At 39.1% G+C, this 25,032-nt stretch carries 18 protein-coding genes; 5 read left to right on the top strand and 13 right to left on the bottom strand.

All coding sequences use genetic code 11. The annotated features are described in order from the left end of the window. Positions 1-69: 69 nt before the first annotated feature. The 8 genes from AC07UV_RS24050 to AC07UV_RS24015 all read right to left on the bottom strand — a co-directional run bounded on the left by AC07UV_RS24050 (position 70) and on the right by AC07UV_RS24015 (position 11,961). Positions 70-1,068: a fasciclin domain-containing protein gene (locus AC07UV_RS24050; protein WP_495185590.1), complete on the bottom strand. Its 999-nt coding sequence runs from the start codon at positions 1,066-1,068 to the stop codon at positions 70-72. Positions 1,069-1,072: 4 nt separating this feature from the next. Then, the gene (locus tag AC07UV_RS24045; protein WP_495185589.1) at positions 1,073-2,416 is read right to left on the bottom strand and encodes a fasciclin domain-containing protein; all 1,344 of its coding nucleotides are present in this window, start codon (positions 2,414-2,416) and stop codon (positions 1,073-1,075) included. Next, positions 2,406-3,485, bottom strand: coding sequence for a fasciclin domain-containing protein (locus AC07UV_RS24040; protein ID WP_495185588.1), 1,080 nt, complete (start codon positions 3,483-3,485; stop codon positions 2,406-2,408). The genes AC07UV_RS24045 and AC07UV_RS24040 overlap by 11 nt, the downstream gene beginning before the upstream one ends. 57 nt (positions 3,486-3,542) lie before the next feature. Continuing rightward, positions 3,543-4,748 (bottom strand): hypothetical protein, encoded by a 1,206-nt coding sequence (locus AC07UV_RS24035; protein WP_495185587.1) that lies wholly within the window; start codon positions 4,746-4,748, stop codon positions 3,543-3,545. Beyond that, on the bottom strand, positions 4,748-6,388 hold the full coding sequence (locus AC07UV_RS24030) for a DUF4397 domain-containing protein (protein ID WP_495185586.1): 1,641 nt from the start codon (positions 6,386-6,388) through the stop codon (positions 4,748-4,750). Before AC07UV_RS24030 ends, AC07UV_RS24035 begins: the two co-directional genes overlap by 1 nt. Before the next feature lie 97 nt (positions 6,389-6,485). Beyond that, positions 6,486-9,953, bottom strand: coding sequence for a TonB-dependent receptor (locus tag AC07UV_RS24025; RefSeq protein WP_495185585.1), 3,468 nt, complete (start codon positions 9,951-9,953; stop codon positions 6,486-6,488). Between the two features lie 130 nt (positions 9,954-10,083). After that, a complete protein-coding gene (locus AC07UV_RS24020) occupies positions 10,084-11,280 on the bottom strand; it encodes a FecR family protein (RefSeq protein WP_495185584.1) in 1,197 nt (398 codons plus the stop codon). Between the two features lie 60 nt (positions 11,281-11,340). Continuing rightward, a complete protein-coding gene (locus tag AC07UV_RS24015; protein ID WP_495185583.1) occupies positions 11,341-11,961 on the bottom strand; it encodes an RNA polymerase sigma factor in 621 nt (206 codons plus the stop codon). A gap of 201 nt (positions 11,962-12,162) precedes the next feature. On the opposite strand from AC07UV_RS24015, the gene AC07UV_RS24010 reads away from it, so the two are divergent. The 5 genes from AC07UV_RS24010 to AC07UV_RS23990 all read left to right on the top strand — a co-directional run bounded on the left by AC07UV_RS24010 (position 12,163) and on the right by AC07UV_RS23990 (position 15,959). Then, a complete protein-coding gene (locus AC07UV_RS24010) occupies positions 12,163-12,630 on the top strand; it encodes a DUF1572 domain-containing protein (protein WP_495185582.1) in 468 nt (155 codons plus the stop codon). 128 nt (positions 12,631-12,758) lie between these two features. Then, positions 12,759-13,325: a Crp/Fnr family transcriptional regulator gene (locus AC07UV_RS24005; RefSeq protein WP_495185581.1), complete on the top strand. Its 567-nt coding sequence runs from the start codon at positions 12,759-12,761 to the stop codon at positions 13,323-13,325. 59 nt (positions 13,326-13,384) lie between these two features. Beyond that, entirely contained in the window at positions 13,385-13,966 is a 582-nt protein-coding gene (locus AC07UV_RS24000) for an NAD(P)H-dependent oxidoreductase (RefSeq protein ID WP_495185580.1), read from the top strand. A gap of 129 nt (positions 13,967-14,095) precedes the next feature. After that, a complete protein-coding gene (locus AC07UV_RS23995; protein ID WP_495185579.1) occupies positions 14,096-15,370 on the top strand; it encodes an adenylosuccinate synthase in 1,275 nt (424 codons plus the stop codon). A gap of 10 nt (positions 15,371-15,380) precedes the next feature. Continuing rightward, a complete protein-coding gene (locus AC07UV_RS23990; RefSeq protein ID WP_495185578.1) occupies positions 15,381-15,959 on the top strand; it encodes a Crp/Fnr family transcriptional regulator in 579 nt (192 codons plus the stop codon). Here the strand turns inward: AC07UV_RS23990 and AC07UV_RS23985 are convergent. The 5 genes from AC07UV_RS23985 to AC07UV_RS23965 form a co-directional block, all read right to left on the bottom strand. Next, the gene (locus AC07UV_RS23985; protein WP_495185577.1) at positions 15,956-16,735 is read right to left on the bottom strand and encodes a hypothetical protein; all 780 of its coding nucleotides are present in this window, start codon (positions 16,733-16,735) and stop codon (positions 15,956-15,958) included. The two genes, AC07UV_RS23990 and AC07UV_RS23985, sit on opposite strands and share 4 nt — an antisense overlap. Before the next feature lie 33 nt (positions 16,736-16,768). After that, positions 16,769-18,883, bottom strand: coding sequence for a WG repeat-containing protein (locus AC07UV_RS23980; protein WP_495185576.1), 2,115 nt, complete (start codon positions 18,881-18,883; stop codon positions 16,769-16,771). A gap of 114 nt (positions 18,884-18,997) precedes the next feature. Beyond that, entirely contained in the window at positions 18,998-20,233 is a 1,236-nt protein-coding gene (locus tag AC07UV_RS23975) for a porin (RefSeq protein ID WP_495185575.1), read from the bottom strand. A 362-nt stretch (positions 20,234-20,595) separates the two neighbouring features. Beyond that, the gene (locus tag AC07UV_RS23970) at positions 20,596-21,960 is read right to left on the bottom strand and encodes a RagB/SusD family nutrient uptake outer membrane protein (RefSeq protein ID WP_495185574.1); all 1,365 of its coding nucleotides are present in this window, start codon (positions 21,958-21,960) and stop codon (positions 20,596-20,598) included. A gap of 15 nt (positions 21,961-21,975) precedes the next feature. Continuing rightward, entirely contained in the window at positions 21,976-24,984 is a 3,009-nt protein-coding gene (locus AC07UV_RS23965) for a SusC/RagA family TonB-linked outer membrane protein (RefSeq protein WP_495185573.1), read from the bottom strand. Between the last annotated feature and the right edge of the window lie 48 nt (positions 24,985-25,032).

Raw genomic sequence — 25,032 nt, 5'->3', positions numbered from 1 at the left:
ACAGATACTGCCATATTGATATCTATTCATTTCTGTTTTTCCTTAAATCGTGAGATAAAACTTTTTTTATTATTGTGTAATCCGCAAACATTGATCGACAATATGCAGTACCCCATCACCAGTTAATATATCCTGCTTTTGTAACAAGACATCACTGGTGTTGCCTAGACCACGAAGTGTTATACCAATAAATGCTCCCGGAGAATTTGCATTGGGGATCAATCTAATCTGTACGTTATTCCCATCCAGCATCGTTTGTTTAGATACATTTGTGTTACCCGTACTTAAGATATAATCGTACACAAAGCGGCGGTCACGAACGATATGGTAATTGACCACTTGCTTCAATTCAGCTACCCCGATCTTTTCGATTTCTTGTATTGAAGTAAATCCCATTTGTGCCATTGCTGCATTCGTCGGTGCAAAAATGGTATAAGGCCCTTGATTGACTTTTTCCGATAGCACACCAGACCTTTTAATAGCCCTAGCAAATATGCTGATGCTTGCATCCGCATTGATTGCATCCACAATCTTATCATGAACATAAGGCGTCATCACGCGATCAAGTACCTGTATCAATCCATTTGAAGCCGGTAAATTTTGAGTCAAAACACGGGCACCATTTAATGTAAGTACCGTATCAGCACCTTTGACCCAATGTGTGGCATAGACCTTACCTTTACGTGTCTTTAATTCTTGATTAAATAGAAATGGAAGTTTATCCAATTCATATTTTCCGTCCAATATGTGATAATAGGCGATATTGGAAATTATTGCCGCACGCTCAGATAATATTTTGACCACACTAGGATAGCCTGCTTTGGAGAAAGCATCATCCGATGGTGCAAGCAATGTATAAGGTCCCTTTCCTGTCTTCAGCTCCTTATCCATGTTGCTTACACGCAACGCGGCATTAAATGCAGATAGATTAAAATTATCAGCAACAACAAAATTGACGCTGTTATTGTCAAAGCGAACCGCATTATCGTCCTTTTTACAGGCTAGTGCAAAGCTGCCTAGCAGCACAAGTATACAATTCCTGTAATAGCGAAATTTATATTGTCTCATCTTTTTATTTAAGTTTGAATCCCTTCGGGACTAACAAATTATCAAGTACGTGAATAGGTCCATTAAGGGTATTGATATCCGATTCCACAATATTGACTGGTAGCTGTTCGGCATTTTTGATCTTCATTTGTATCTGGTTCGAATTTCGAGAGAAAGCAAATGGCATCTTATAAGCATATTGAACTTGTCCCGAACCGCCGATATTGATATAATAGTCATTTAGCAACACCGGATCTAGATCATTACTATAGAATACGGTATTGTTAGCTCCTGCGAGACCGTAGGCAGGGTCTTTTGTACCAAACAACCGTCCCCAATTGCGATGATAGTTAAACAGGGTATCTGTTGGATATGCTCCTCTAGGTTCAAAATATAAATCATCAAACCTGACATCACCTCTCTTGGCATTGAATGCTAGGATTTCCGCCACACTGTTAAAACCCGCACGTTTAAATGCATCATCCGTAGGTGCAAATAATGTTGTCAAGTTCATATTGGCCATTTCTTCATGACTTGGCTCCATGTCTGCTTCCCAGTCCTTTTTATAGGAATATCTGATATCAGGGTAATAGCTCAAAAATTCTTCTTTTGTCATTCGATAACCCCAAAGTGGCTCAATATCATCTAACATCTTCTCAAAAAAAGCATCATCAGCCAAACGTTGTACTTCAATAAAAAAAGTAAATCTTCCATCGGCAGTTAAAGCTTCCAGTGTTGTCATTGTAGGTTTTTGAACAAATTTCTCCATGAAATAAATACCACCATTTGTTGCTGGCTCATAGCTTAATTTGCCTACAGATTTACCATTGATAAGCAGATTTCCCTCTTTTACTGCCAGATAATGTCTATAATAATATAGGTCATAACGTCGTCCCACAGGTTCCTCGTTATCATAAAATGGAACTCGGTATTTCGAATTTTTTAACATTGAGCGAACCATCAGGCTATATTGACCAAGTTTAGTCTGATCAAACTCCCCCCAAAAGCAGTAAAACTGAATAAAGTCAGTAAGCTCTTCTTTTGTCATTTTTTGAATGGTCTCCGCAGTTATCCCAGCTTGCTTCAGTGCATTATCAGTTGGAACCAAAATGGTAACTTTCGTATGAATGCCCTCAGCTTTAATGAGTGCTAGTATGCTGCTTTTTTGCCATGCTGCTAAAAACACTTTTGCATCACTACGCTTTGCCAACAATTGACTGAGATCCTGTGTTGCCTCATTTTGATAAGGCACCTGTTCTCCGACAAGATCAGGCATAAATTCAGTCTTACTACAAGAGGACATGACAAGTAAACTTGTCGCCCAAATCAGTAAAAGATATCGAGTGACCCGGATTGATTTATTTTTCATTTTCTTCCTTTTTAATAGCCTGATCAGGGCTTACTAGCCCCTTATCTAAATCGTGTACCACACCGTTACTACATAGATAATCCATCTTGGCTCCCACCGAATAAGTTATATCGGCAAGAATAATCGAATTAAACATATCGTTGCTTCTGAGCCTCATATTGTAACTCAATTTCCATGTTGGATAAGCTTCATTCGCAAAATATTCCATGTAATGAACTTTATCTTTTAAGTAGTATTTGTAATAACCGTTCGAATTAATAATGGTGAATACCTGTGAATCCGATATAAAAAAATGTTTATCATACATGATATAGGCACCAAAGAGTACCTCGCCCATATATTGTTCAGGATTAGCTCCCTCCAAAAAACTCGCTGTTACCCCTCGTTTTTCCAAAGCTTCATTTGTTGGCGCAAATACCGTAAATGGACCTTTTTGAGCCAGTTGATCCCACAGGCCAAACTTCTTCAGTCCCGCGACAAACACAGCATATTCCTTCTTATCACTCAGCCATTCCTGAATATTTTTTTCGAACTGTGGCTTCATTAACTTATCGAGCACATGCAAGACACCGTTAGATAAAACCACATCCTTACGGATTGCCTTTGCACCACTGAAAAACAACATGTTGGTCGGTGCAGTTGCTCCTGGTGCGAGCGAGCCTATGGATGCATATAATTCCGATCCTTCACGTGTTGCATACCGAAAATCCACGGAGTTGCTCGGAATATCGCTTAGGTAAAGACGTCGGGGAAGAATATGGTAGCCAATGATCCGCCGCAAACTATCTTTATTCATTTTGTCAAAATCTGTCGGACGAAATACCCCTATTTCATTAAACGCTAGATCATTGGGTACAAGGACAGTAAATGGTCCTTCTCCATTGAGTTCTGCAGTCAATCCTGTCTTTTGGAGCGCAGCATCAAAGAGACGCATTTCATAATTATTATGAATAAAATCCGCTGCTGGCCGTATATTTTCATTCGGGACAGGCATAGTAAGATTATCATGTTTACAACTTTGTAGGATAGAAATAAACAGGCCTACAAAAAAGCAACCTAAGCACTTCATCTGAGACATCTTATATTTTATTTCGCAATTATTTGTTCGATTCATTTCAGCTTATGTTTAATAGATTGGCGGTGCATATTTTCGTTGTATCGTCGTTAAGTATACCCGTCCATTGACAACTTCAATCGTATTGACCGTCGCAAAAGTGTGCGGATTGTCTTTTCCTGAATGCACATTGACCAGCAGGTTTGGAAGCAAGGTTCCATTCTCATTACTTGTTAATCCAACTTTTCCATTTAAAAGACAGTTGAGTACCGCCCAATTGCTTCCTGTATTGCGATCGCTATCGTAAAAAGGATTCGTCACAGGATTCATTCCGGGTGCAAAAAAATCAAATCGCTGCCATATATAAGTTCGGATGCCGTTCGCTTTATTACTTGCCCATAGCGGAAAACTCACATAAGGGCTTACAGCATCCGTGCTTGTATTGAGTTTGACCGTCGTCATAAATTTACCACGATAGCCTTTTACCGTGGCGGCGTAATGGCTCAGCTCTTCCTGGCTTTCATAAAGCGACATAAACACATTCATTTCATCCTTGATACCATGCCTAAAACTTGCTAGTTTGTAATCATCATCTTTTAAATTGACATCAGCCTCCCAAAAGCCTTTGGCACTCATATTATAGAAGTTCACATAAACCAATGAATCGGATAAGGGAAGTTTATAGAAGTTCTCCTGCCGCAATAAAATCCCATGATCTTTTTTGACAAAATCTTTTTGCAAGAGATGCAGTGTGTAGACCTCTTTACTTTGTAAATTAATCACTGTATCTATCAGTATATCATTCGTTAAGCGTTCCTCCAATTCAAAGAATGGAACTGTATTTTTGGGGCGATAAGCAAATACAACACGAACCTCTCCAGATGGAATCTGCGCCCAGCTACTCAGATCAAATCCATTTAAGATCGGGCCAACCAATACATTCTCTTTTCCCGGATATTCCGGATTACTTAAGCTATTACTGTTACCGATATGTGAAGGATAGGGTGGCGCATAAGGATCCCGTTTGTCCAAAAAGTCACCGACAATTTCTGCTCCGGTAAACTTTCCATCAGCTCCGGTCTTCGGATTGATAAGCATACAGAAATAAGGAACCTTGTCATCTTTGCTTCCCATGGTCTGTACATAGTTGATATTATTAAAAACCCGGAGGTAAGCAGGCTCAGCGATCTGTGTATAATCAATTTTGGTACAGGCCGTGAACAGGATGAGAAAAATACCCAACACACTTACACAATGTAGTATTCTTTGTCTTTTCATTATTTATTATGTTTGATAATGATCATTTTAGCTTTCTCTTTAGCGGATGCTCCAGCACCGCTTTTTCCAATTAATGCTATAGTATAAATTCCCGGTTCGTGCGCAGGTAATGCTCTTTTGATTTTTGTATAAAGCGATTTATCTGCGATAAAGTCTGTTGATTTCAGCACATCGATATCTTCAGCCCACACACCGGGTACCACATCGGGCTTAGATCGGTAGGCCATAATCTCGTATGCCTTCATCATCGTATTCATATTCGTGTAAGGCATATTCAGTGAAGGAATACCCGGTTGAAGATTCGCATTCGAACTATTTCCAATAGGCTGCCCATTTGGAAGGGTAAACGTGATGTAGGGGTTCCCGATAGATAGATTTAAGAAACGATTGAAAAAGAAAAATTTAAAAGCGAGTCTGCTATAAGTACCATCATCTTCTGCCGGTAATGGAAGTGTACCACTAAGATCATTGGCAATCAGCAAGAGCTGAGCTTTTCCATTTTGATCAGGATGGAGCCAAACTGTATAGTTTTGGTTGCTCCGTAAATCCTGATTTAAGGAAGCAAGTACATTTCCTGAATTGTCAATTGCCTCAATCGTATACTGCTTTTGGGTAAAAACACCATAAGTGCTCACTTTCCCAAAATCAAGTCCCGATGCAAGTGTTTTTCCATCTATCCTAAATCCGATGGACTGATCTTTGTAGGCATTGACTCCCTGTATCCGAAGATAACTTTGGTTTACTGGTGCTGCGATATCTGTAATAATTTGAAACGAATTTTGATAGACATTCACGGTTTCGTCCAATTCATTGGAGATGTAATTAAATTGCTGTGGAGCAACTACAATCGTATACACTCCACCGGGTTGAAAATTCTGAATTGGTGCGTAGACCAGGTTAGTTGACTTGGCATGGTTTTCAGGAATAGTAGACGTCGGTAAATCAATAAGACCATACTCATGTCGTTCCGTCCCCAATGCTGGAAGTGGTCTCCCATCCTGAAGCAATACCTTAAATTGATAAGTCCCATAAGGTAATTCGATATATTCTGAGGCCTTCTGGGCAACGGATATCGTGTTCGTCTTTGGGCTGACCAAAGCGCCGTCAGCATAAGCCAATGATATCGCTCCAACCAAATTCTCCTGGGGCCCCGTCAATCCGCTGGGGGGATTTTTAATTGCTCCAGCTAGATTTACAATCCTAATCTTGAAATGATCGGGTTTACTTGGGCTAGTAGCAGTCCGCTCTAAGGAGACAACATCAGGTTGACCATTCATAAACATTGTCGGCAGCAAAAAATAGTCTTTGGGCATCTCATAACTATTATTCACATGAACCTTGAGATCATGATTTAAACCAAAACCAGTATAATAACGAGCAGAAAAGCTCAGTTCAGCTTCCTCCTTCTGGTTGAAAAGATCTTGTGGAATGGGCCATATTTTCCCTAAGCGTCCATCTGTTGGGAAATACGATGTACCGGGGTATTTATGATTACCCGGAAGCAACGGATGTAATACCACAAAATTAGTCAGGCTATCACCATTAGCGATCAGCTGATTGTAGTCGAATAAGTTAACAATTCTCGAATTCGAATTCGGTCTATTTTCAGTCACAGGGCGGTTGTCGATGATAACGTCCAACTTTTCTTTTTTACAAGCAACAAAAGAAAACGAACATAAAACTGTTATTCCTAAAAACCACCAGCATCTATTTTTAAAAACATTTAATTTCATCAGATTAAAATAAGTTATAGGTAAAACCGATCATAATTTCCGCACCACGCTTGTAACTTCGGTTGATGTATTCATTTCCGTACCATTTCCCACCTGTTTGTGGATTTGCATAAACTGTTTTTATTGCAGGATTAATGATATTCTTGGCATAACCTTTAAACAAGATTCGTCTATTAAGTTTTTGTGAGAATACAAAATCAAGATAAGGTACAGGTTGTGTATACAGATCCGGTTCCCCGGTCAAGTTGATCTGTACCAGACGTTCTCCGACCATGTTGAAGGTCAAGGTCAAATCTGTTCCCGATTTGTCATTATCATAATTTAGCCAAGCATTGATGGAATAAGGTGCTTGCTCAAATAATGGACTATTTTTAGGCGTGTACCGATCAAGGGAGCGATTCGCTTCATAGCGTTCAGCAGATTTTTTTATCTCACTTTGTGCCAACAAAAGATTAGTACCGAGAAACAGATTTTTCAAAGGATCATATAAAGTTCCCAGATTCTTAACAATTTCGAATTCCAGTCCCCACACTTTACCGATATTACCATCATTTTGGAATTGAATTGTTGGAAATTCAGGATAAGTTGCAGCCAGACCCTCCGTTTTTAAATTAAAGACTTTGACCAATTGATTCTCGATACGTTTTCCAAAAGCAGAAATAGCGATAACCTCTCCCTTTTCGGGAAACCATTCCCAACGAAAATCCGCATTTTGTGTATATTGATTCTTCAGATTAGGATTACCAACGACCAATCCCATTTGAAAGGCATCAAATTCAAAGACATTCGTAATCTCTCTCAACTCAGGTCTTGCCAAAGTTGTATTGAAAGCTCCACGAAAATTCATATTATCGTTAAGCGTATAAGTTGCATTGACTGAATAAAAAGGTTTGTAACCGGTTTTGTATACAGAATTTGGATTGATTGGATCCAAGGGAATGCGTGTTCCATCTGGAGATGTTGCAGTAAGTGCTGGGTCTAAAAATACATTGGCTGTATCTACAGCAGATCCGATATTGGTCATCTCAAACCGCACACCACCCGCCAGACGAAACCGCTCTGCAACTTTAAGATCCAACATACCATAAAGCGCATTGGTTTCGAAATAACCTTTGTAGTTGTTCGGTGATTTTTGACTATTATATAAAAAACCTCCAATTGGCATCATTCCTTCCCCCTGTCCCGGCTTTGGTAGCACAACACCAACGATTTCGTTGCTGACCAAGCGATCCAGATTTCCTTGAACATCATACAATGGAATGGATTTATTGCCCGTAAAATTTGATCCCGGCAGAAACAATTGGTTTTCCATGAATTTGCGGTCCCGGAACAAATAATTGAAGCCCGTCTTTAGCAATTGTTTTTCTCCAAATAACTTAAAAGGAAAATTTAAATCCGCTTTAGCATTAAAATTGTCTTCATTTAAATTTCGCCATCTCCGACCATTAGGTTCAGCCTGAATAATGCCATAATTTCCAAATCCGTTGACATAACCCGATGTAAGCGCATAAAGGTGTTCAGAATAGACATAATCATCAGCTCCTGCTTGTTCCCCAATAATCGGCCGTCTATACCATCCTCCCCCTCTAGGTGCATAATCAACAAGACTCACAAACCTAAAATCTGGATCATTTTGCGTGGATTTTGAAGTTGCCACGTTATAGCTCAATCGTGGAGAGAATTCATCTTTCAAAAATTTATGCTCTCCCTGTAGATTAAAGGTATTCAGATTCCGAAAAGTCTGTTTTAAGGAATGGATTGTACTTTTCACTTCTCCGGGTAATCCGGAATATTCATAACGCCCATTCAAATTGGTGGCTATGGACTCACCGCCCCAGCTACCCAGATATTGCATGCTGATTTCATGCTGTGTACTGAAACGATAAGTAACACCTACAAGTGTACCATAATTGAGCGTTTCCGTTCCCGTATTCTCTTTATAGGTCTGATATTTCCCCATAAACAAACTATTGGGTGTGATATAATTGGGAATATTTCTAAAACTAAATATATCTGGATTGCCTGTCACGACACCTTGGTAGATGCTGTATTGTGTTAACTCGCCTTGATAAGTATCAGAAATCCTTCGGTAATAATTTCCACCGACAACAAGTCCCAATTTGTGTTTACCAAAGACGTCGTAGCTATTTCCAAACGTGGCTGAATATAGCTGATTCATAGGTGCTCTGCGATATCGTGTAGTCATGACCGGATCAAAGCTTTTCATAATACCATTGATGCGGTTTACTTCCTGATAGCCCGACGGACTATAGTTGCTGTTGGCAATCCTGTCCTGAATGGAGCTCAGTCCATTGGGATATTGCTTCGCTAGATCCAGGAAATCAGAAGATAGATCCTTTTTGTTAATTCGAGTGCCCAATATTCCCATTTCACTGTTCCAGAAACTATTGTAATTACCACCTAGACCAATATTAGAATTGAGACCAGTCTGGGCGATAAGTTCGAATGTCATTTTATCCGGTACAGATTTCGTTTTCAGTTCAACAATACCCGAAGCAGCATCCGCCGGCTTATCTGGAGTAACTGTTTTATATACCGTAATATTGTCCAGAAGAGAAGCAGGAACGAGATCCAGCGGGATAGCACTACGATCAGGATCTGAAGATGCCAATCGTACGCCATTTAATTGCCCGATTACTGATCTATCTCCTAATCCCCTTACTGCAATATACTTATCATCTGTTACGGTCACTCCGGTGACACGTTGTAAAGCTTGTGTTGTCGTGATACTTGCTGTACGTTCGATCAATTCGGCAGAAATCGCGTCCTGCACAATAGATGAGCGCTTCCGTTCCTCCAGTACCGCAGTTTCGGTATTAGCCTTGCGCCTTGCCTGAACGGTGACCTCTTCCAAAGCTGTTGCAAGTGGTGCTAAACCGATAACAAGGTTTGCCTGTCCCTCTTTGACTTCCAGCTCTCTTGTTTGATAACCTAAATAGGAAACAACCAATGTTGCGGGACTTTTAGAAACCGTCAAAGAGAAGTTACCATTGGCATCAGAATTTGTTCCGCCCGATGTTCCCTTAACCCGGATGGAAACACTTGCCAAAGCTCGCTTGGTCTCCTGGTCTATTACCCGTCCGGAAAGCAGTTGCTGTTGTGATACATAAGCTGGTCTTTCCTGACCTAAAGACGATGCTGTCACGACAACCAATTTATTTTTCACGACATAACCAAATGGTTGCCCTGCAAAACAGATATCTAACGCATCCTCAATAGTTGCATTTTTGAGATTGATGTTAACGGGTTTTGCACGATTAAATAAGCCGTTATCATAAAAAAAATCATAGCCACTCTGCTGCCTTATTTCTTTTAAAATAGTTGGGATATTGCTATTTTGCCTGTTGAGTGTAATCCGTTGACCATAAGTAAACGCACTGACTTTCACCAACAAACAAGTTAAAAATACCATGGTGATTTTCATAACACGCATGCATTGATAAAAACTCATATATTTGTTGTAGTTAATATTATTTGATGATTATTGAATCGCAACGTTATCGATAAGCTTAACACATTGACCAAGGGTGTTACCAGCACCTTTGGTTGTTTTTATTGAGCTCATCGCATGATTAGATAGGTCAATCTATCACAATAAGCCTCCTTCCATTTAGTGTTAATTTTACCTTCCCTGTTGTCTGTAACATGTCCATGATGGTGGAGAGTGGTTGGGAACGTGATACCATACCATCAAATTTGAGTTTATTGAGCCGCTGTGGACACTCCACATCCACATTGTACCACCTTGAAATCTTACGTAGTAAACTACCCAATTCTTCACCCTTGAATACAAAGTCGCCCGCTATCCATGCTACGTCCTGAGAAATATCCGTATTATCGATACGCAACCGCTCGCTTAATAATGCCCTTTGCCCCGGTTTCAGTAGGACAGATTCATTCATTTTTAAAGAAGTCACCCGTACGCTTCCCTCCAGCAGTGTTGTCGTGGTATAGGGTTCATCCTGATAGGCATTGACATTAAAATGTGTCCCGAGTACTTCGATTTTTTGTTCTGCTGTTTCCACATAGAAAGGGACTCGTTTCCCATCCGTTCCCCTATCCATCTTTGCGACTTCAAAATAAATTTCGCCCGTCATACGCACACTTCGCGCATCATTTGCAAACTTCAATGGATAAGTCAACGTGGAATTTGCATTCAGAAAAGCCTTGGATCCGTCTGGCAAAATCACTTGATATTGATTGCCCCGATTGGTAGTTATTTTATTGACCGCTGCTGTTGCAGCAGCATCCTGTTCTACAGCTTTATAAACCAGCTCACCGTTTTTGCTCTTCTGAATCTCTACTCCCCCTTGAAGCGCAACGACACTCCCATTGCGAATGTCAGTTAAGGAAATTACCGAACCATCTTTTAAGGTCAACATTGCGGCATCTTCTCCTGGAGAACCAATATGTTGGACAATCTCTGTTGTTTCTTTAGGGGCTTGTTGTCGAAATAAAAACAGTGAAATAGCACCTACGGCAAGTACTGCGGCAGCAATTTTAAACCAGAAGGTTTTACCAATTTCTTTAAAACGGTTCTGGTTAGAATGCTTTTTTATCTGCTGTTGTAAACGGAAGTAATTTGCGTGAACGGATACCTCTCCGGCATAATATCCCATCGCCAAAATAGTCTCCTTTAGCTCCGCAATAGATTGTTGATGTTCTGGATATTTTTGCAGCCATTTTTCCCATTTCTCGATATCCTCTTTCTCTGTTCTCCTGCAATAGTTGACAAAAGATTCATCTTGTAATAAAGCCTGTAAATTAAGTTCGTCCATTCCGCTCTGATTGTAATTTATCCAATAGAGCGAGGGACATCATTTTTTCACTACTTATTTTTAAGAAAAAATCAATAAAAATGAAGAAAGTAGTCCCACGGCTACTTTAAGGAAGATTTCTTGTTCACTAGACAGATTATTTTTGATCTTTTCCAGGGATTTATAGATCGTATTATAAATGGTATGAATAGAAACTTGATTGGCGTCCGCAATTTCCTGATAGGAGAGGTCAAGAAAAAAACGTTGATAAATTACCAAACGCTGCTTCGTCCCCAATTGTTCAAGATGTTCCTGAACCAATTGTGCGACAGTATTTGTCGTCGCTTTGCGAATATACTGTTCTTCGACAGATTGATGGATAGCTGGATCGTGTGCTTCTTCCAAAAAATCCAAATCCGTCAATTGAAGTGTTTCTTTACGAAAGAGCTTTCGGAAAAATACTGTAATAATATAATTATGATGATTGCTTATTTGTCGATTGCCGTTCTTTTTCTCCCAAAGATGTAAAAACACATCATTGACACTATCCTGAATACGTTGCATGGACATTTTCTTTTTAAGTCCCAAGTAGGAAAGATAATGGTAATAATGTTTGTATAAAGTATAAAAGGATTCCTCACATTCATCTTCTACAAATTGATCCCAAACATTTCTTAAATCTTTTCCGGTTAGTGCAAACATGATATATTGGTAACAATGACTTTGCACAAAAAAACAAAAGTCTTATTAACAAGAGATTAACCCAAGATGAAGAATACGAAAATTGTATGTAAATTAGAATTATAAAAATGCTATAAACCTTACGATACTAACATTCCTTAAAAAATCTAATTTTTTATCAAAAACAAGGGAATACTGATCAATAGAAAATTTTAACAGGAAATGGAAAAGCAGCTATTTATTGCAAACAGACTTAGAGAAGTTTTATTAAATGGTCATTGGATTGCAAATACCAACTACCAGGAGCAACTAGCAGATATCAGTTGGGAACAGGCTATTCTGAAGATCAACAATTTAAATACCATTGCTGCACTCACCTATCACATCAATTATTACTTAAAGGGCTTGCTTACCGCATTTGAAACTGGGAAGCTGGAAATTAATGATAAATACAGTTTTGATTTACCTGAAATAACCAACAAAGCCGATTGGGAAAAACTCAGGCTTGATTTAATCAGCAATGCAGAGCACTTTGCAGATAAAATCGAGCAATTTGATACAGAAATTTTTAGCCAGCCTTTTTTTGATGAGCAATATGGTTCCTATCTACGAAACATTGAAGGGGTAGTTGAACATAGTTACTATCATTTGGGACAAATCGTATTGATCAAGAAAATAATCAGCCAATGAAAAGGAAAAATAGCCTTTCAGTAACCTGATCTGTGTATAGATCTTACTGAATCAGGGCGTATCCCATAATATGTATTCTAGCAGATTTATTTTGTATTACTAAAGCAATTTATCTAAGTTTGATCCCTATGCTAGCAGCTCACTTTCAGTCTTTAGGTCTCTTCAATTCGGAAGAAATTACCGAGATTGTTCAGCTTTTTGAATATAGGAAGCTAAACAAGAATGATTTTTTTGTTAAAGAAAATCAGCCCTGTAACGAGGTCGCCTTCATCGGATCCGGAATCTTTCGTTCGTATTATACAACTTCAAATGCGGAAGATATCACCTATTGTTTCAGGTTTCCAAATAGCTTAATGGCAGCCTACTCATCTTTTATCACAGGCGGACCAAGTGTGGAGACTATGCAGGCCATCTCTCCTGCTGAACTTTGGGTCATCAAAAAAAGTGCTATTGACAAACTTGCTACCGAGAGCCTAGTATGGACAAAATATCTAAAAATGATTGCTGAGCAGCAATACCTGGAACTCGAAAAACGTATCTTTCAATTGCAGAAAGAAACTGCTTTGCAACGCTATACAGTCTTGCTGCGGGATAAGCCCGAATTTATACAACAAATACCATTACAGTATTTAGCGTCGTATCTGGGCATCACACAACGGCATTTAAGCCGGATCCGTGGCGAAATTACTTTTTAGACATTTGTCCTATAATTCAAGGACCAGCACCTCTACTTTTGTGTTATCAGAAGAATAACATGAAGAAGAAAATACTTATCATCAACGGTCACCCCAATAGAGAATCTTTCAATTTTGGTATTGCTGCAACATATCAAGATGGTGCCGAAGAATCTGGAGCGGAAGTTCGATCGATTAATATTGCAGATTTGAATTTTAATCCCAATCTCCAATTCGGATACCAGAAGCGAACGGAACTCGAACCAGATCTCCTGCAAGCCTGGGAAGATATCCAATGGGCCGAACATTTAGTTTGGGTACATCCAGTTTGGTGGGGCGGCCTCCCTGCTATGATGAAAGGTTTTATTGATAGGCTCTTTCTACCCGGTTTTGCTTTCCAGTACCGTGAAAATTCTCTTTTTTGGGACAAATTACTTAAAGGGAAATCAGCCAGGATTATAACGACCCTGGACCAGCCCGGTTGGTATTATGCCCTGGTCTATGGTAAACCGAGTGTAAATCAACTCAAAAGATCTACCTTACTATTTTGTGGTATTTCACCTGTAAAAGTCACTTATATTGGAATTATAAAGACTTCGGATACAACAAAGCGGACCAAATGGTTATATAAAATCAAACAACTCGGACGAAAACAAGGTTAAAAACGAATCTGGCTTCTCTTCGATCAATTTTTCAGGGAATAAACATCCTTACTTGTTTTTTTGTCAAATGGCAATTGTACCCTCCTTGTTATCCCCTAGCTTTGATCCATAAATTCAAAACAACAGCAAATGGATATTTTAGTTGGACTCCAGTGGGGAGATGAAGGAAAAGGAAAAATCATTGATCTGATCGGTCGTGATTATGACATTATTGCCCGGTTCAATGGCGGGGCAAATGCCGGGCATAGCATTTATCATAATGGCAAACGGATTACCCTCAAATTACTGCCCTCAGGAATCTTCTATCCTCATATCAAAAATATTATCGGTACCCCCGTGGTGATAGACCCACTGGCACTCCAAACGGAGGTGGAACAGCTTCAAACCATTATTTCTGACACAGAAATAATCAATCGAATCCTAATTTCAGAGAAAGCCCATCTTGTATTGCCCACTTACAAGTACTGGGATATGTACCTCGAAGAATCACCGCAATATCGCACTATCGGAACGACTAAAAATGGTATTGCCCCCACCTATTCCAATAAAATACTTCGGCAGAATGTGCGCGTGGGGGATATCTTTTCCAAAGATTTCGAGACCTATGTTTTCCAAATTTTAAATAAACAGTATACCGAATTAAAGGCTTTAGGGCAGGATATGCCGGCAGTAAAAGAATTATATGATAATTTTCTGGAGGCATGCAATTTTTTAAAAAAGCTACAAATTACGGATACAGAAATAATCATCAATGAAGCTATTAAAAACAATAAAAAAGTACTGGCAGAAGGTGCTCAGGCGACATTATTGGACATCGATCACGGCACCTACCCCTATGTAACCTCTTCGAATACCATTGCCTCAGCGGCATGTGTGGGTTTGGGCGTATCACCCAAACTTGTTGACAAGATTTATGGTGTTACCAAAGCCTATTGTACACGCGTTGGAAACGGCATATTTCCAACGGAAATCACGGGCACCCTTGCTGATGAGCTGCGTGAAAAAGGTGGCGAATTCGGATCCAATACCAAACGACCGCGAAGAGTGGGTTGGCTTGACCTACCTGCATTAAAATATGCTGTCATGTTAAACGGTGTGACCGATCTGGTACTGACAAAAGCAGATATTCTGAATGGAATGTCCGAGGTACCAATTTGTACAGCCTATCAGACAGACCATGAAACAAGAACCTTAGCTGCTCCGACATGCGTAGGCAATACCCCAAAACCAGTATGGAAATTTTTAGACGGATGGAATAGCCCTTTACATAAAATCGATCAGCAGGCACAAATCCCGAAAGAACTGAAGCTATTTATCTCCTTTTTGGAAGAAGAGTTAAATATACCCATCAAATACCTGTCTACAGGACCGCAACGGGAAGAATTGATTATCTTAGGTACTTAATATAAGTAATATGGAACAGCTTTTAGCGTTTATCCGAAAATTTGGCCAGCTTGATCAGCGGGAGGAAGGTCTAATCAGGCAGGCATTCGAAAAGAAGAGCATTCCAAAAGCCAGCTATTTTGTCACCTGTGGAAAGGTTAACAACAGTATTGCCTTCGTAGAAAGTGGTGTATTTCGTTCTCTTTATTATAATCATAAAGGTGATGATTTTACACGGTACTTTATTTACGAAGGCCGCTTTATCGGAGATTTCCAAAGTTTTCTGGATCGTACCCCTTCCAATGACTATATCGAATCCGTAACAGATGCCCAGCTATGGAGTCTTGATATCCATAATTTCCTGTTGTTGGAAAAAGAAATCAAAATCTGGCCCTTATTGATGGCCAAGCTTTACGGGTTTGTCATTGAAAGCAAACTAAAAACAGCGAATACCATGATGAATCTTGATGCCAGGGAACGTTATCTGCTATTTCTAAAACTCTATCCCGGACTGGCAAACCGTGTTCCCTTAACGATGCTGGCCTCCTATCTGGGGATTACAGCTTCTTCATTAAGCCGTATCCGGAAAAATATCACGCAGGGATACTAATCATATCGGGTCATCGTTCCGCGCGAACTTGGTGAGTTGTCACGGAACCACTCATCAAACTGAGGTTTGGCGATAAAAAATGTAATTTTGTTTTTTGCTGAATCTTTTAATTTATCTTTAAACAAAGTAACAATCTGTTCTTTACTAAAAGTCTCTTTCGGTTCGATAGGATTTCCATTGTCGTCATAGGAAGGGCTATACTCCTCATTACTCCGGTCAAATCGCAGGGGTTCTATCTCAGGGATTACAAGTTGAAATACTTTATCCTTGGTATGCCAGATCAAGCGCAATCCAGAGGAAATACCCTCCAATTCCCTCGAATTCATTGTTGCATCGGGATTATCCGATGCAATCTGGTCCACTAGTTTATTTACATCGTCTGCGGATACATCCTCCTGCTCGGCCATCCATGCAAAAACTTCTTTTTCCGCCAGATCTGTTAGAAGTTCAAGTGTTTTAAATTTAAAACCACCATAATCCGCCAGATTGATGTCATCCTTATTCGAGTTGACATTGTATTGTACATAATAGACTGTGCTATCAGGAAGATCTTTTCGCTCGAGTACGATTTCATTTTCTTCTACATCAAGGTTCACCATATCGACTTTACCCCGAAAAAGATCCTCATTACCTAGAAATTTTGCGAGATCCACATTCATATCAACCCCTTTCAACTGCAGTGGGGCTTCTGCGTATGGTTTGACAGACTGTTTACAGGCAAATATGCTAAGCGATAAGATTGCAATGCCTATAGCCCCTATCTTAGTATTTTTCATTCGTTTTGATTTTTTAAGTTTCTACCCGTCTCGTTAGTAGAGGTCATCAATAGAAACATTAACAACATTTCCATCCTTGTCAAGGACAATCTCCCCCATAGTGAAATATCCCGTACCATCCTTTGAAAAGGCAACATCCAAGCGTTGGGAACCATCTGGAGAAGGAGGCAATACAATTTTTTTGAAGATACTGTTGTTTTTATCTATCATAAACAACTCCTCCTTTGCAGTGCGAACCAATGCATGCCCTCTGTAGAATTCGGTAATATTACTATATTGGGGCTGAATAACAATCTTTCCGTTCAGATCAATAAAACCATAGCCATCATAGTCAGAGAAAGGAATCATCCCTTCGGCACTCCGGCTGATATCTACATATTTAAGGTTTGCAGGAATATCAACCCGTTTATTCATGTAATCTAGCAAAAAAGTCTCCCGACCTTTAGTGGCAGATACCCAATTCGCTGTTTTTAATCCCTCGATTTTATCATATTCCATCGGAATAACCAATTTTCCGTTGGTATCTAAAATTCCGAATTTATGCAATTTGCTACGCACCATAAAGCTACTATCAGCGAGCATTTCAACGGCACTTAATAACGGGCTCTCAATAAGATCTCCTTTTAATGTATAGAGATCAAAAGTCTCGCGTCCCCTTAGTGTATATTTCGCTACGAATAGCTTGCCCTGTCTTTCTATAGAGGTATACTTAAAAGGCACTATTTCCTCTTGTCCATTGCGAAGGACGCCCAAATCTTCCTTTTTGTTTTTAAATACGGATAAGTTCGCCTCAAGTTTCCGTTCGAATCGGTAACCAGTTTTGACGGGCTCCAGCTTTTTATCTTTCACATTTAGGAAATAATCAATACTATCACTTGAGTCAAAGAAATAATCGTGACTACTACGCGTCAATTCTTTAAAACGAGGTTCAATAATGACATTACCTATGGAATCCACAATACCATATTTCTTTGCATCTTGATCCAGATAGGTCATATAACCATAAGCAGCGCTACGTGAGACGGGAATCCGGCGTTCCGCTTTAATGGTTTCATTCGATTTACCAAAATACAATACGAACTGTTTTACAGGATAAGGGAATGCGATGGAAAGTCGTTGTTCAACAGGTCCTAAGTATTCTCCGTTAGATTCAATATATTCTCTAAGCTTTTTGATAACGTCAAATACATCTGCATTTTTGTTATTTCCCAGCAGTACTTTAAGTTCCTTTTCTATGTTTGATTGATAATAACCCAATTTTTTCAAGCCCTGAAACATTCCCTCAGTAAACTGAGGCTCAAAGCGGTCAAGCATGGCATCCTCTACCGCTGCGGTCTGGAATTTTTGAAACAACTGTCCAGCTGACTTCGCCTGTTTCTGAATTTCTGGATGCAGCCCATAAAGAGGCATCGCTGAATAAGAGTTCGATTCCACCAGTTTATCATTTGGGGTTTTTCCCCGATTACCAAGATAATTGGAATATAAATCCAGCGGTAGATCGAGTTCTATTCCCTGTGGGCTAATGGTATCGATCGTTAAATCGTAGCCCATATATTTCAGCGTTTTGGCATTTGGAGCGATTACCAAAGAGTCCAATTCATGTGGAAGTTGATATTTTATTTCCACGAGCGCCTGACTAACCGGCAAAAGGCCAACTTTAGATGAATCAAGGGATTTATTCCCTTGGAACAGTTGTTTAAATGAGGTTGAGAGCTGTCCTGTTTCCGATATATTATCATCAGTAGCATCTAGCTCAAACGACGAATGTGGCACCCCAAAACTTTGTACCGCTTTGAGCGTGTTGGCATAGCTTTCAAATGCAGTTTTCAGTGTATCGGGATTAGGAATAACAAAAGCCTTATTTTGGATATCCATCCGATTCCAGTCCACCGTATCCCAATTCACGTCCTTGGTATTGCCCGAGGATAGCCCCATGGAAAAGCTAAAATAGATGGTTTGCTCTTTGACCTTCGCTAGGGCGGTATCAATCAATTGTCCCTGCTGTTTAAAAAAGTTCGCCCGATCCTGCGGGGAAAGCTTACGGATATGGGCCAGCATTTCGGTCCGGCTATTGTATTGTCCGATGTCTTTTTTTTGCGTGCAGGAAACAAAAACCAAACACAGTAAAAATAGGAATATTATTCTCATGCAATTTCTCTTTTCAAAACCTAAGTCATTTATTTAACCACAAGATCAAATATCCTGCCTAAGTTTGTGAGATTGCATTAATTTTTAGAATGCCACGAAATTAAGGGTTAGATTCTACCATCGGTAGAGCAATCGTGTTGTAAAAACATTGTCTTTCAGATCATCAGAAAAATTCTTCAAACTCGTTTTTTCATTCGTCACATGCTCATTATATACCGTAAGTTTTAATCTATTACTGATCTGATAAGCGACGCCATAGCCCAATGTACTAAATTTAACATCACCGTCCGCCGTAAAATTATCAGGCATTCCTATGGTCATGCCACTTGCCTTAGTATTGGGATCATACACATCGTAAGCCAATAAAGCTGTAACACCCGTTTTTGCGATTTCTTGGGTAAGCCAAAGATAATAACCATTAAATTTCCGTTGGTATAAATCTGTGGCAGGCTGTGTCGTAAAACTTCTGCTCGCATATGGGCCTTTGATATCCGCACCTCCAGCGACACCGGGCTGATCACCAGCTACATATTCCGTCTTGAAGCTGGATTTCCCAAAGCTATTGTCCAGTTCAATTTGTAAGTTTGCGCCGTAGTAGTTACGACCAATGGCTTTTCCTTCATTGTCATCACTGGTATGCGCAGTATAACCATTAGCGATCGCTGTGTAGTATGTTTTGGTGTCGTTGCGGACAGAACCTTTATAGAAGGAGCCACCAAATCCAAGGTGTAATCTTTTATCTGCAAGGCTATCGAATTTAAATCCTAAGTTACCGATCAGATCTTTTTTGGAATCGTAGTCTTTGGCAGAGTGGCCACTTCCGTTTACAAGGGCTAAATCCAAGTTCAGAAATTTCACTTTGCCACCAGGATGATAACTTACCATCCCCCCAAGGTCACGTTCACGGGGCATTAGCGTCTGGAAAACACGTGCTCGTTCGGGAAAATCACGGTAGCCAGAAGAATATACAATAGAGTATCCAAATGGTCTGTTGAAGAGACCGGCCGTCAGGCTCAGGCCTTTCTGACTGGGGTGGCGCAATTGGATAAAAGCATCCATTAACTGTACGCCATCCTGAGTCGCATCGATCTGGAATACAATACTTGAGTAAGTATCCACACGGTCAATCTTGAGGCGACCGCGTCGGATCATAAACCGATTGTCTGAATTCTTCGAAAAATCACCTCCTGAGAACGAAGTTATTCCCGGCGATTGAGCCTTTTGAAACTGCGTCTGAAGGTATCCTGTGATTTTAATATCATGTGGATCATAACTTGAAGGTGCATTATTATTTTGCGCCATGGCTACCGCTGGACCAATCAGAGTTGCGAGTAAAAGTGCTTTTTTCATCTATTTAATTTATTTACAGGTGACTAGTCTCATCGATATACATGAGCTTGTTTCACTCGGTTTGTTTTCAGCTGTGATGAAGCTATCAAATCTATTCAATTCCTTATACGGTTTGAATACATCTTGATGGTTTCATTGAAATAAGATAATCTCTAATATAATGAATGAATTTTAAGCGCATTATAGGTTTTCATTAAATCGTATAAGCGCCCTTCTTTCAACGCCGTAAAAATAGATTCTCAATATTAAGTTAATGTTAATAAATTGTTAGTCTATTAATTTATATATATAAAATTAATGATTTGGTAATATAAAAAAAGGCTATCTATTTGATAGCCTTTTTTTATATAAAATTTTAGATATTAATTATAGCCTGGATTGTTTGGTAACAATTTCGGATTTGTATTAATCGCAGATTGGGGGATTGGATAAAGTTCATCATTCACAGTTCGTTTTTTCGCTTCAAGGAAAACAGCTGCCATAGATTTCGATGGATTAGATGGAGAAGGTGTCCGTTTCATATCCATCCATCTAAGATTTTCAAAAGCAAATTCAACACGACGCTCCTTAATGATATCATTTAAGGTTACAGAGGTTAAATTGCCTAATCCCCTATTTTTCCGAACAATATTGATATTTGCAATTGCATTTGAAGGTAAAGTTGTCACATCAGATTCAGCTACAATTAAATACATCTCCGATAATCTAAGAATATAATATGGGTGAGCACCATTTCCCGAAGGATCTTGATATTTTTTTGAATACCATCCTGGGTTTGCTAAAGGAGCCTTTATTTCTTGGACAGAGGCCGCTTTACGTTGATCTCCATCTTCATAGGATGATATTAAACTCTCATCCGCAGGCAATTCTGCACGCCCACCACCTGGCATAGATGGGTGCTGTAAGAAAAAGTCTAAAGAATTATCACCCTCAGTAGAAGTATTGGCTATCTTAAATATATGTTCACGAGACTCATATGGCGTTGTAAACATATTTGCATAATTGCTTTCAATTGCAAATTTCCCTGAATTTATCACTTCCATTGCATATTGCTTTGCAAGTGCTTTTTCTCCTTTTATTAAATATACCCTTGCTAATAATGCCTTTGCCGCCTCTATTGACACTTTATTACTATTGTCAAATGGTGCTGGGTTTTCGATACTTAATTTAAGATCGCTAATAATTTGTGCATAAACTTCATCTACAGAATTTCGAGGCAATTCGACAATATCCCTGTTAGATACAATCGGAACTGCACCAAAAATTGTCACCAATCGATAATATCCATATGCTCTAAAAAAATAGGCACTCCCTAGTAATCTTTTCTTTGTAGCCTCGTCAATTGTACTAGAATTATTGACAATTGAAATTAAATCATTAGCTCTTTGAATAGCAACATAAGGAAAATTAAAATATCTTGATACTAAAACGTTATCAACTAATATGGCATTGTTATCAACTTCACCATGTTGAAAAAAAGTAGCTCTATACTTTAAATTGTCCGCAGATAAGTCTTCAGTAACATAACTTAAATAGGCATAATTAGATCCTACATTGCCAATTTGAAACGCATCGTATATTCCATTTAAAAGTTTATCACCTTCTGCTCCACCGACCAATTCCGGTGCTACCGAATCACGTGGCAATAACTCTAATTTACTATCACATGAAGCAACAAGCCCAGTAATAAGCAATAATCCTAGTGATTTTAATATATTATTTTTCATCGTATAATTCTCTTTTTATAGTCCCAAATTTACTCCCAACATAAAAGTCTTAAATTGAGGAATAGCACCTTGATCTACCCCTAAATTCGAAACAGTCAACTCTGAACTTACCTCTGGATCGAATCCGGTATACTTAGTAAAAGTTAGCAGATTGTATGCTGTAGCATAAATCCGTACATTACTAAATTTCGCTTTTTGGGCTATTGATTTAGGAAGATTATATCCTAAAGTAATAGTTTTCAAACGCAGATATGATCCATCTTCTAAATATCTTGAAGAACGTTGTGTATTATAAGTCCCTCTTGTTCCCCCCACAGCACGAGGATATTTTGCGTTTTTATTTTCAGGAGTCCAGCGTTCGTCATAGTATTCCTTAAACATATTAGTTGCTGGAGCTGTCCCAGTTACTACGCCTCCCATACTTCCATATCCTCCGGTCCCCTCAGCACCTAAGTTGTAAAGATCATTTCCATAGCTGTATTGAAAGAATACATTTAAATCAAAACTTTTATAAGAAAGGTTATTGGTTATACCACCATAGAATTTTGGTAAAGGATTGCCTAAAAATTGTCTGTCTGCCGAAGTAACCGTTCCAGAACCATCAATATCCTCATATTTCATATCTCCTGTTTCGGGATCTACTCCTAAAGATTTGATTAGGAAGAAAGATCCTAATGGTTGACCAACAGCATGTCGAACGACAAATCCTTGATCGATTGGTTGATCATTATACAACTTTGTAACCTCATTTTTGTAGGTGGATAGATTTAATGATGTAGACCAGTTAAAGTCACTTCCAGTAAAGTTTCTTGAAGTAATCTGGAAATCAAAACCTGATCCTTTAATATTTCCAATATTTTCTAAGATAGTTGTAAATCCTGTCGTATTAGGGATTGGTCTATTTAACAACAAATCTTTTGTCTTTTTATTATAATAATCTGCTGAGATCTCTAATCTATTATTAAATAAGCCTAAATCGATACCAATATCAATCTGATCGGTAGACTCCCATTTCAAATTAGGGCTACCAATAGCAGATAAGGCAAAACCTGGAGTATCAAAATAATTAAAACCTCCACCAATGGTTCTACGATATGCGAAATTCCCTATACCTTCTTGATTACCTGTTGAACCGTAAGAAGCTCTAACTTTCAATAAGCTTATTGCTTCTACGCCTTTCAAGAAATTCTCTTGAGAAACGACCCATCCAGCTGACACTGATGGGAAGTAACCAAACCTTCCTGATTTCGGAAATTTAGAGGAGCCATCTCTTCTTATTGATGCGGAGAATAAATACTTCCCTTCCCAACCAAGATTCACACGACCTAAAGCCGAAGCCATCGCGTATTCGGTAAAATTAGCAGTTCCACCTGTAATTGACGCTGCTGAAGTAATATAGGGTGTTAAATCAGAGGGGAAATTAGACCCGTCGACTCTATTATTTTCCCGTTGATTTTTTTGGTACTCGTAAACAGCGATTGCGTTTAAATCTAAACGATCATTATAGAATGATTTATCATAGGACAATGTCTGTGTAGCTAAAATATTTCGTGTTTGCACATACCCAGAAGCAGCAGAGCCACTACTACCTGCTCCTGATAAGGAGGAAATAGGATTATATAATCTTTGATCCAAATAAGAAAGATCAATTCCTAAAGCAGTTTTAAATTTTAAGCCAGATACAATATCAAACTCTAAATAAGACGAATTAAATACATTCGACAAATTCACCAAGTTTTGAGACTGAAACATGTGTACTGGATTGTTGTAACTGTTTGTCGCAAACGTTCCATCTGGATTATAAATTGGTTGGTCAGGTCTAGCCACCAATGCCCGAGGAAATGGCGAGAAGATACTATTATCTATAGGTGTTTCATCTCTTTCTGTACGTGAAAGCGCTGTATTAGAACCGAATCTTATAAAATCATTTATATGATGTGTAAGATTTGCTCTAAGCGCATATCGCTTGAAGCCTCCACGGAGTAGAGCTCCATCTTGGTCCAAGTAGTTAAATGATGTATAAAATTGTGTTTTTTCGTTGCCACCAGAAGTAAGTGAAACTTGTGCAGAATTTATCCTAGAGTTATCTGCTAGAATTTCATCCAACCAATTTACATTGTTTTCCGGTTTCGCAACTTGATCATTTGTAAAAACAGGGGCAAGACCAGCGTTTACGGCTGCCTCGTTATATAGTGAACGGTATTCTGTTGCATTAAGCAATTCCTTTTTCTTCGTCAAAGATTGCCAACCGGTATAAGCTGAAGCAGCAATTATAGATTTACCAGCCTTGCTTCCACTTTTTGTGGTGATGATAACAACACCATTCGACCCTCTAGATCCATAAATCGAAGCTGCTGCCGCATCTTTTAAAACTTCTACTGAAGTGATGTCTTCGGGATTTAAATTAGCCAGCGGAGAAATTCCTGCCCCCACTTCATTCGGAGTAAATGAATTGTTCGATGGAAGAATCACACCATCCACTACATACAATGGATTATTACCTGCATTGATAGAAGATCTACCGCGTATCTGTACGGCCAATGGAGCTCCGGGACGGCCACCACCAGAAGTAATTTGAACCCCAGCGGCTTTTCCCTGTAAAGCTTGCTGGATATTAGCTACAGGCATTTCCTTTAGATCATTTGCTCCCACTGTTGAGATGGAAGTTGTCAAATTTTTCCTAAGTTGTGTTCCGTAGCCCACAACTACCACTTCTTCCAATGTTTTGTCTAAATTATCTAGAGTAACATTAAAAGAAGACTGTCCCTCTCTAACAATGAGTGTTGCGTCAGTATACCCTACTGAGCGAAATACAATAACCTTTCCTGTAGGCACAGATAATGAATAATTACCATTCGCATCTGTTTGAGTAGCTATGTTCGATCCTTGAACTATGATCGTCGCACCAGCCAATGGTTTGCCATCAGCACCAGTTACACGACCACTTACTTTCTTCTCTTGCGCAAACGCGACCGAAGTCAGAATCATACTACCCACGAAAAAACTGAGTAATTTTTGTTTCATATGTTTATGTTTGTTTAATTAGTATGTTTATTTCATCGTAAATTATTA

Source organism: Sphingobacterium sp. GW821-FHT03E03, assembly GCF_059420745.1.
This window is presented reverse-complemented; position numbering and strand designations above follow the sequence as displayed.

Excerpts from the sequence above, each read along its gene's own strand:
- AC07UV_RS23990 (WP_495185578.1), top strand. The coding sequence starts at position 15,381 with ATGGAACAGCTTTTAGCGTTTATCCGAAAATTTGGCCAGCTTGATCAG.
- AC07UV_RS24025 (WP_495185585.1), bottom strand. The coding sequence starts at position 9,953 with ATGAGTTTTTATCAATGCATGCGTGTTATGAAAATCACCATGGTATTT.
- AC07UV_RS23985 (WP_495185577.1), bottom strand. The coding sequence starts at position 16,735 with ATGAAAAATACTAAGATAGGGGCTATAGGCATTGCAATCTTATCGCTT.
- AC07UV_RS23965 (WP_495185573.1), bottom strand. The coding sequence starts at position 24,984 with ATGAAACAAAAATTACTCAGTTTTTTCGTGGGTAGTATGATTCTGACT.
- AC07UV_RS23980 (WP_495185576.1), bottom strand. The coding sequence starts at position 18,883 with ATGAGAATAATATTCCTATTTTTACTGTGTTTGGTTTTTGTTTCCTGC.
- AC07UV_RS24005 (WP_495185581.1), top strand. The coding sequence starts at position 12,759 with ATGCTAGCAGCTCACTTTCAGTCTTTAGGTCTCTTCAATTCGGAAGAA.
- AC07UV_RS24020 (WP_495185584.1), bottom strand. The coding sequence starts at position 11,280 with ATGGACGAACTTAATTTACAGGCTTTATTACAAGATGAATCTTTTGTC.
- AC07UV_RS24035 (WP_495185587.1), bottom strand. The coding sequence starts at position 4,748 with ATGAAAAGACAAAGAATACTACATTGTGTAAGTGTGTTGGGTATTTTT.
- AC07UV_RS24000 (WP_495185580.1), top strand. The coding sequence starts at position 13,385 with ATGAAGAAGAAAATACTTATCATCAACGGTCACCCCAATAGAGAATCT.
- AC07UV_RS24050 (WP_495185590.1), bottom strand. The coding sequence starts at position 1,068 with ATGAGACAATATAAATTTCGCTATTACAGGAATTGTATACTTGTGCTG.
- AC07UV_RS24045 (WP_495185589.1), bottom strand. The coding sequence starts at position 2,416 with ATGAAAAATAAATCAATCCGGGTCACTCGATATCTTTTACTGATTTGG.
- AC07UV_RS24010 (WP_495185582.1), top strand. The coding sequence starts at position 12,163 with ATGGAAAAGCAGCTATTTATTGCAAACAGACTTAGAGAAGTTTTATTA.
- AC07UV_RS24015 (WP_495185583.1), bottom strand. The coding sequence starts at position 11,961 with ATGTTTGCACTAACCGGAAAAGATTTAAGAAATGTTTGGGATCAATTT.
- AC07UV_RS23970 (WP_495185574.1), bottom strand. The coding sequence starts at position 21,960 with ATGAAAAATAATATATTAAAATCACTAGGATTATTGCTTATTACTGGG.
- AC07UV_RS23975 (WP_495185575.1), bottom strand. The coding sequence starts at position 20,233 with ATGAAAAAAGCACTTTTACTCGCAACTCTGATTGGTCCAGCGGTAGCC.
- AC07UV_RS23995 (WP_495185579.1), top strand. The coding sequence starts at position 14,096 with ATGGATATTTTAGTTGGACTCCAGTGGGGAGATGAAGGAAAAGGAAAA.
- AC07UV_RS24040 (WP_495185588.1), bottom strand. The coding sequence starts at position 3,485 with ATGAAGTGCTTAGGTTGCTTTTTTGTAGGCCTGTTTATTTCTATCCTA.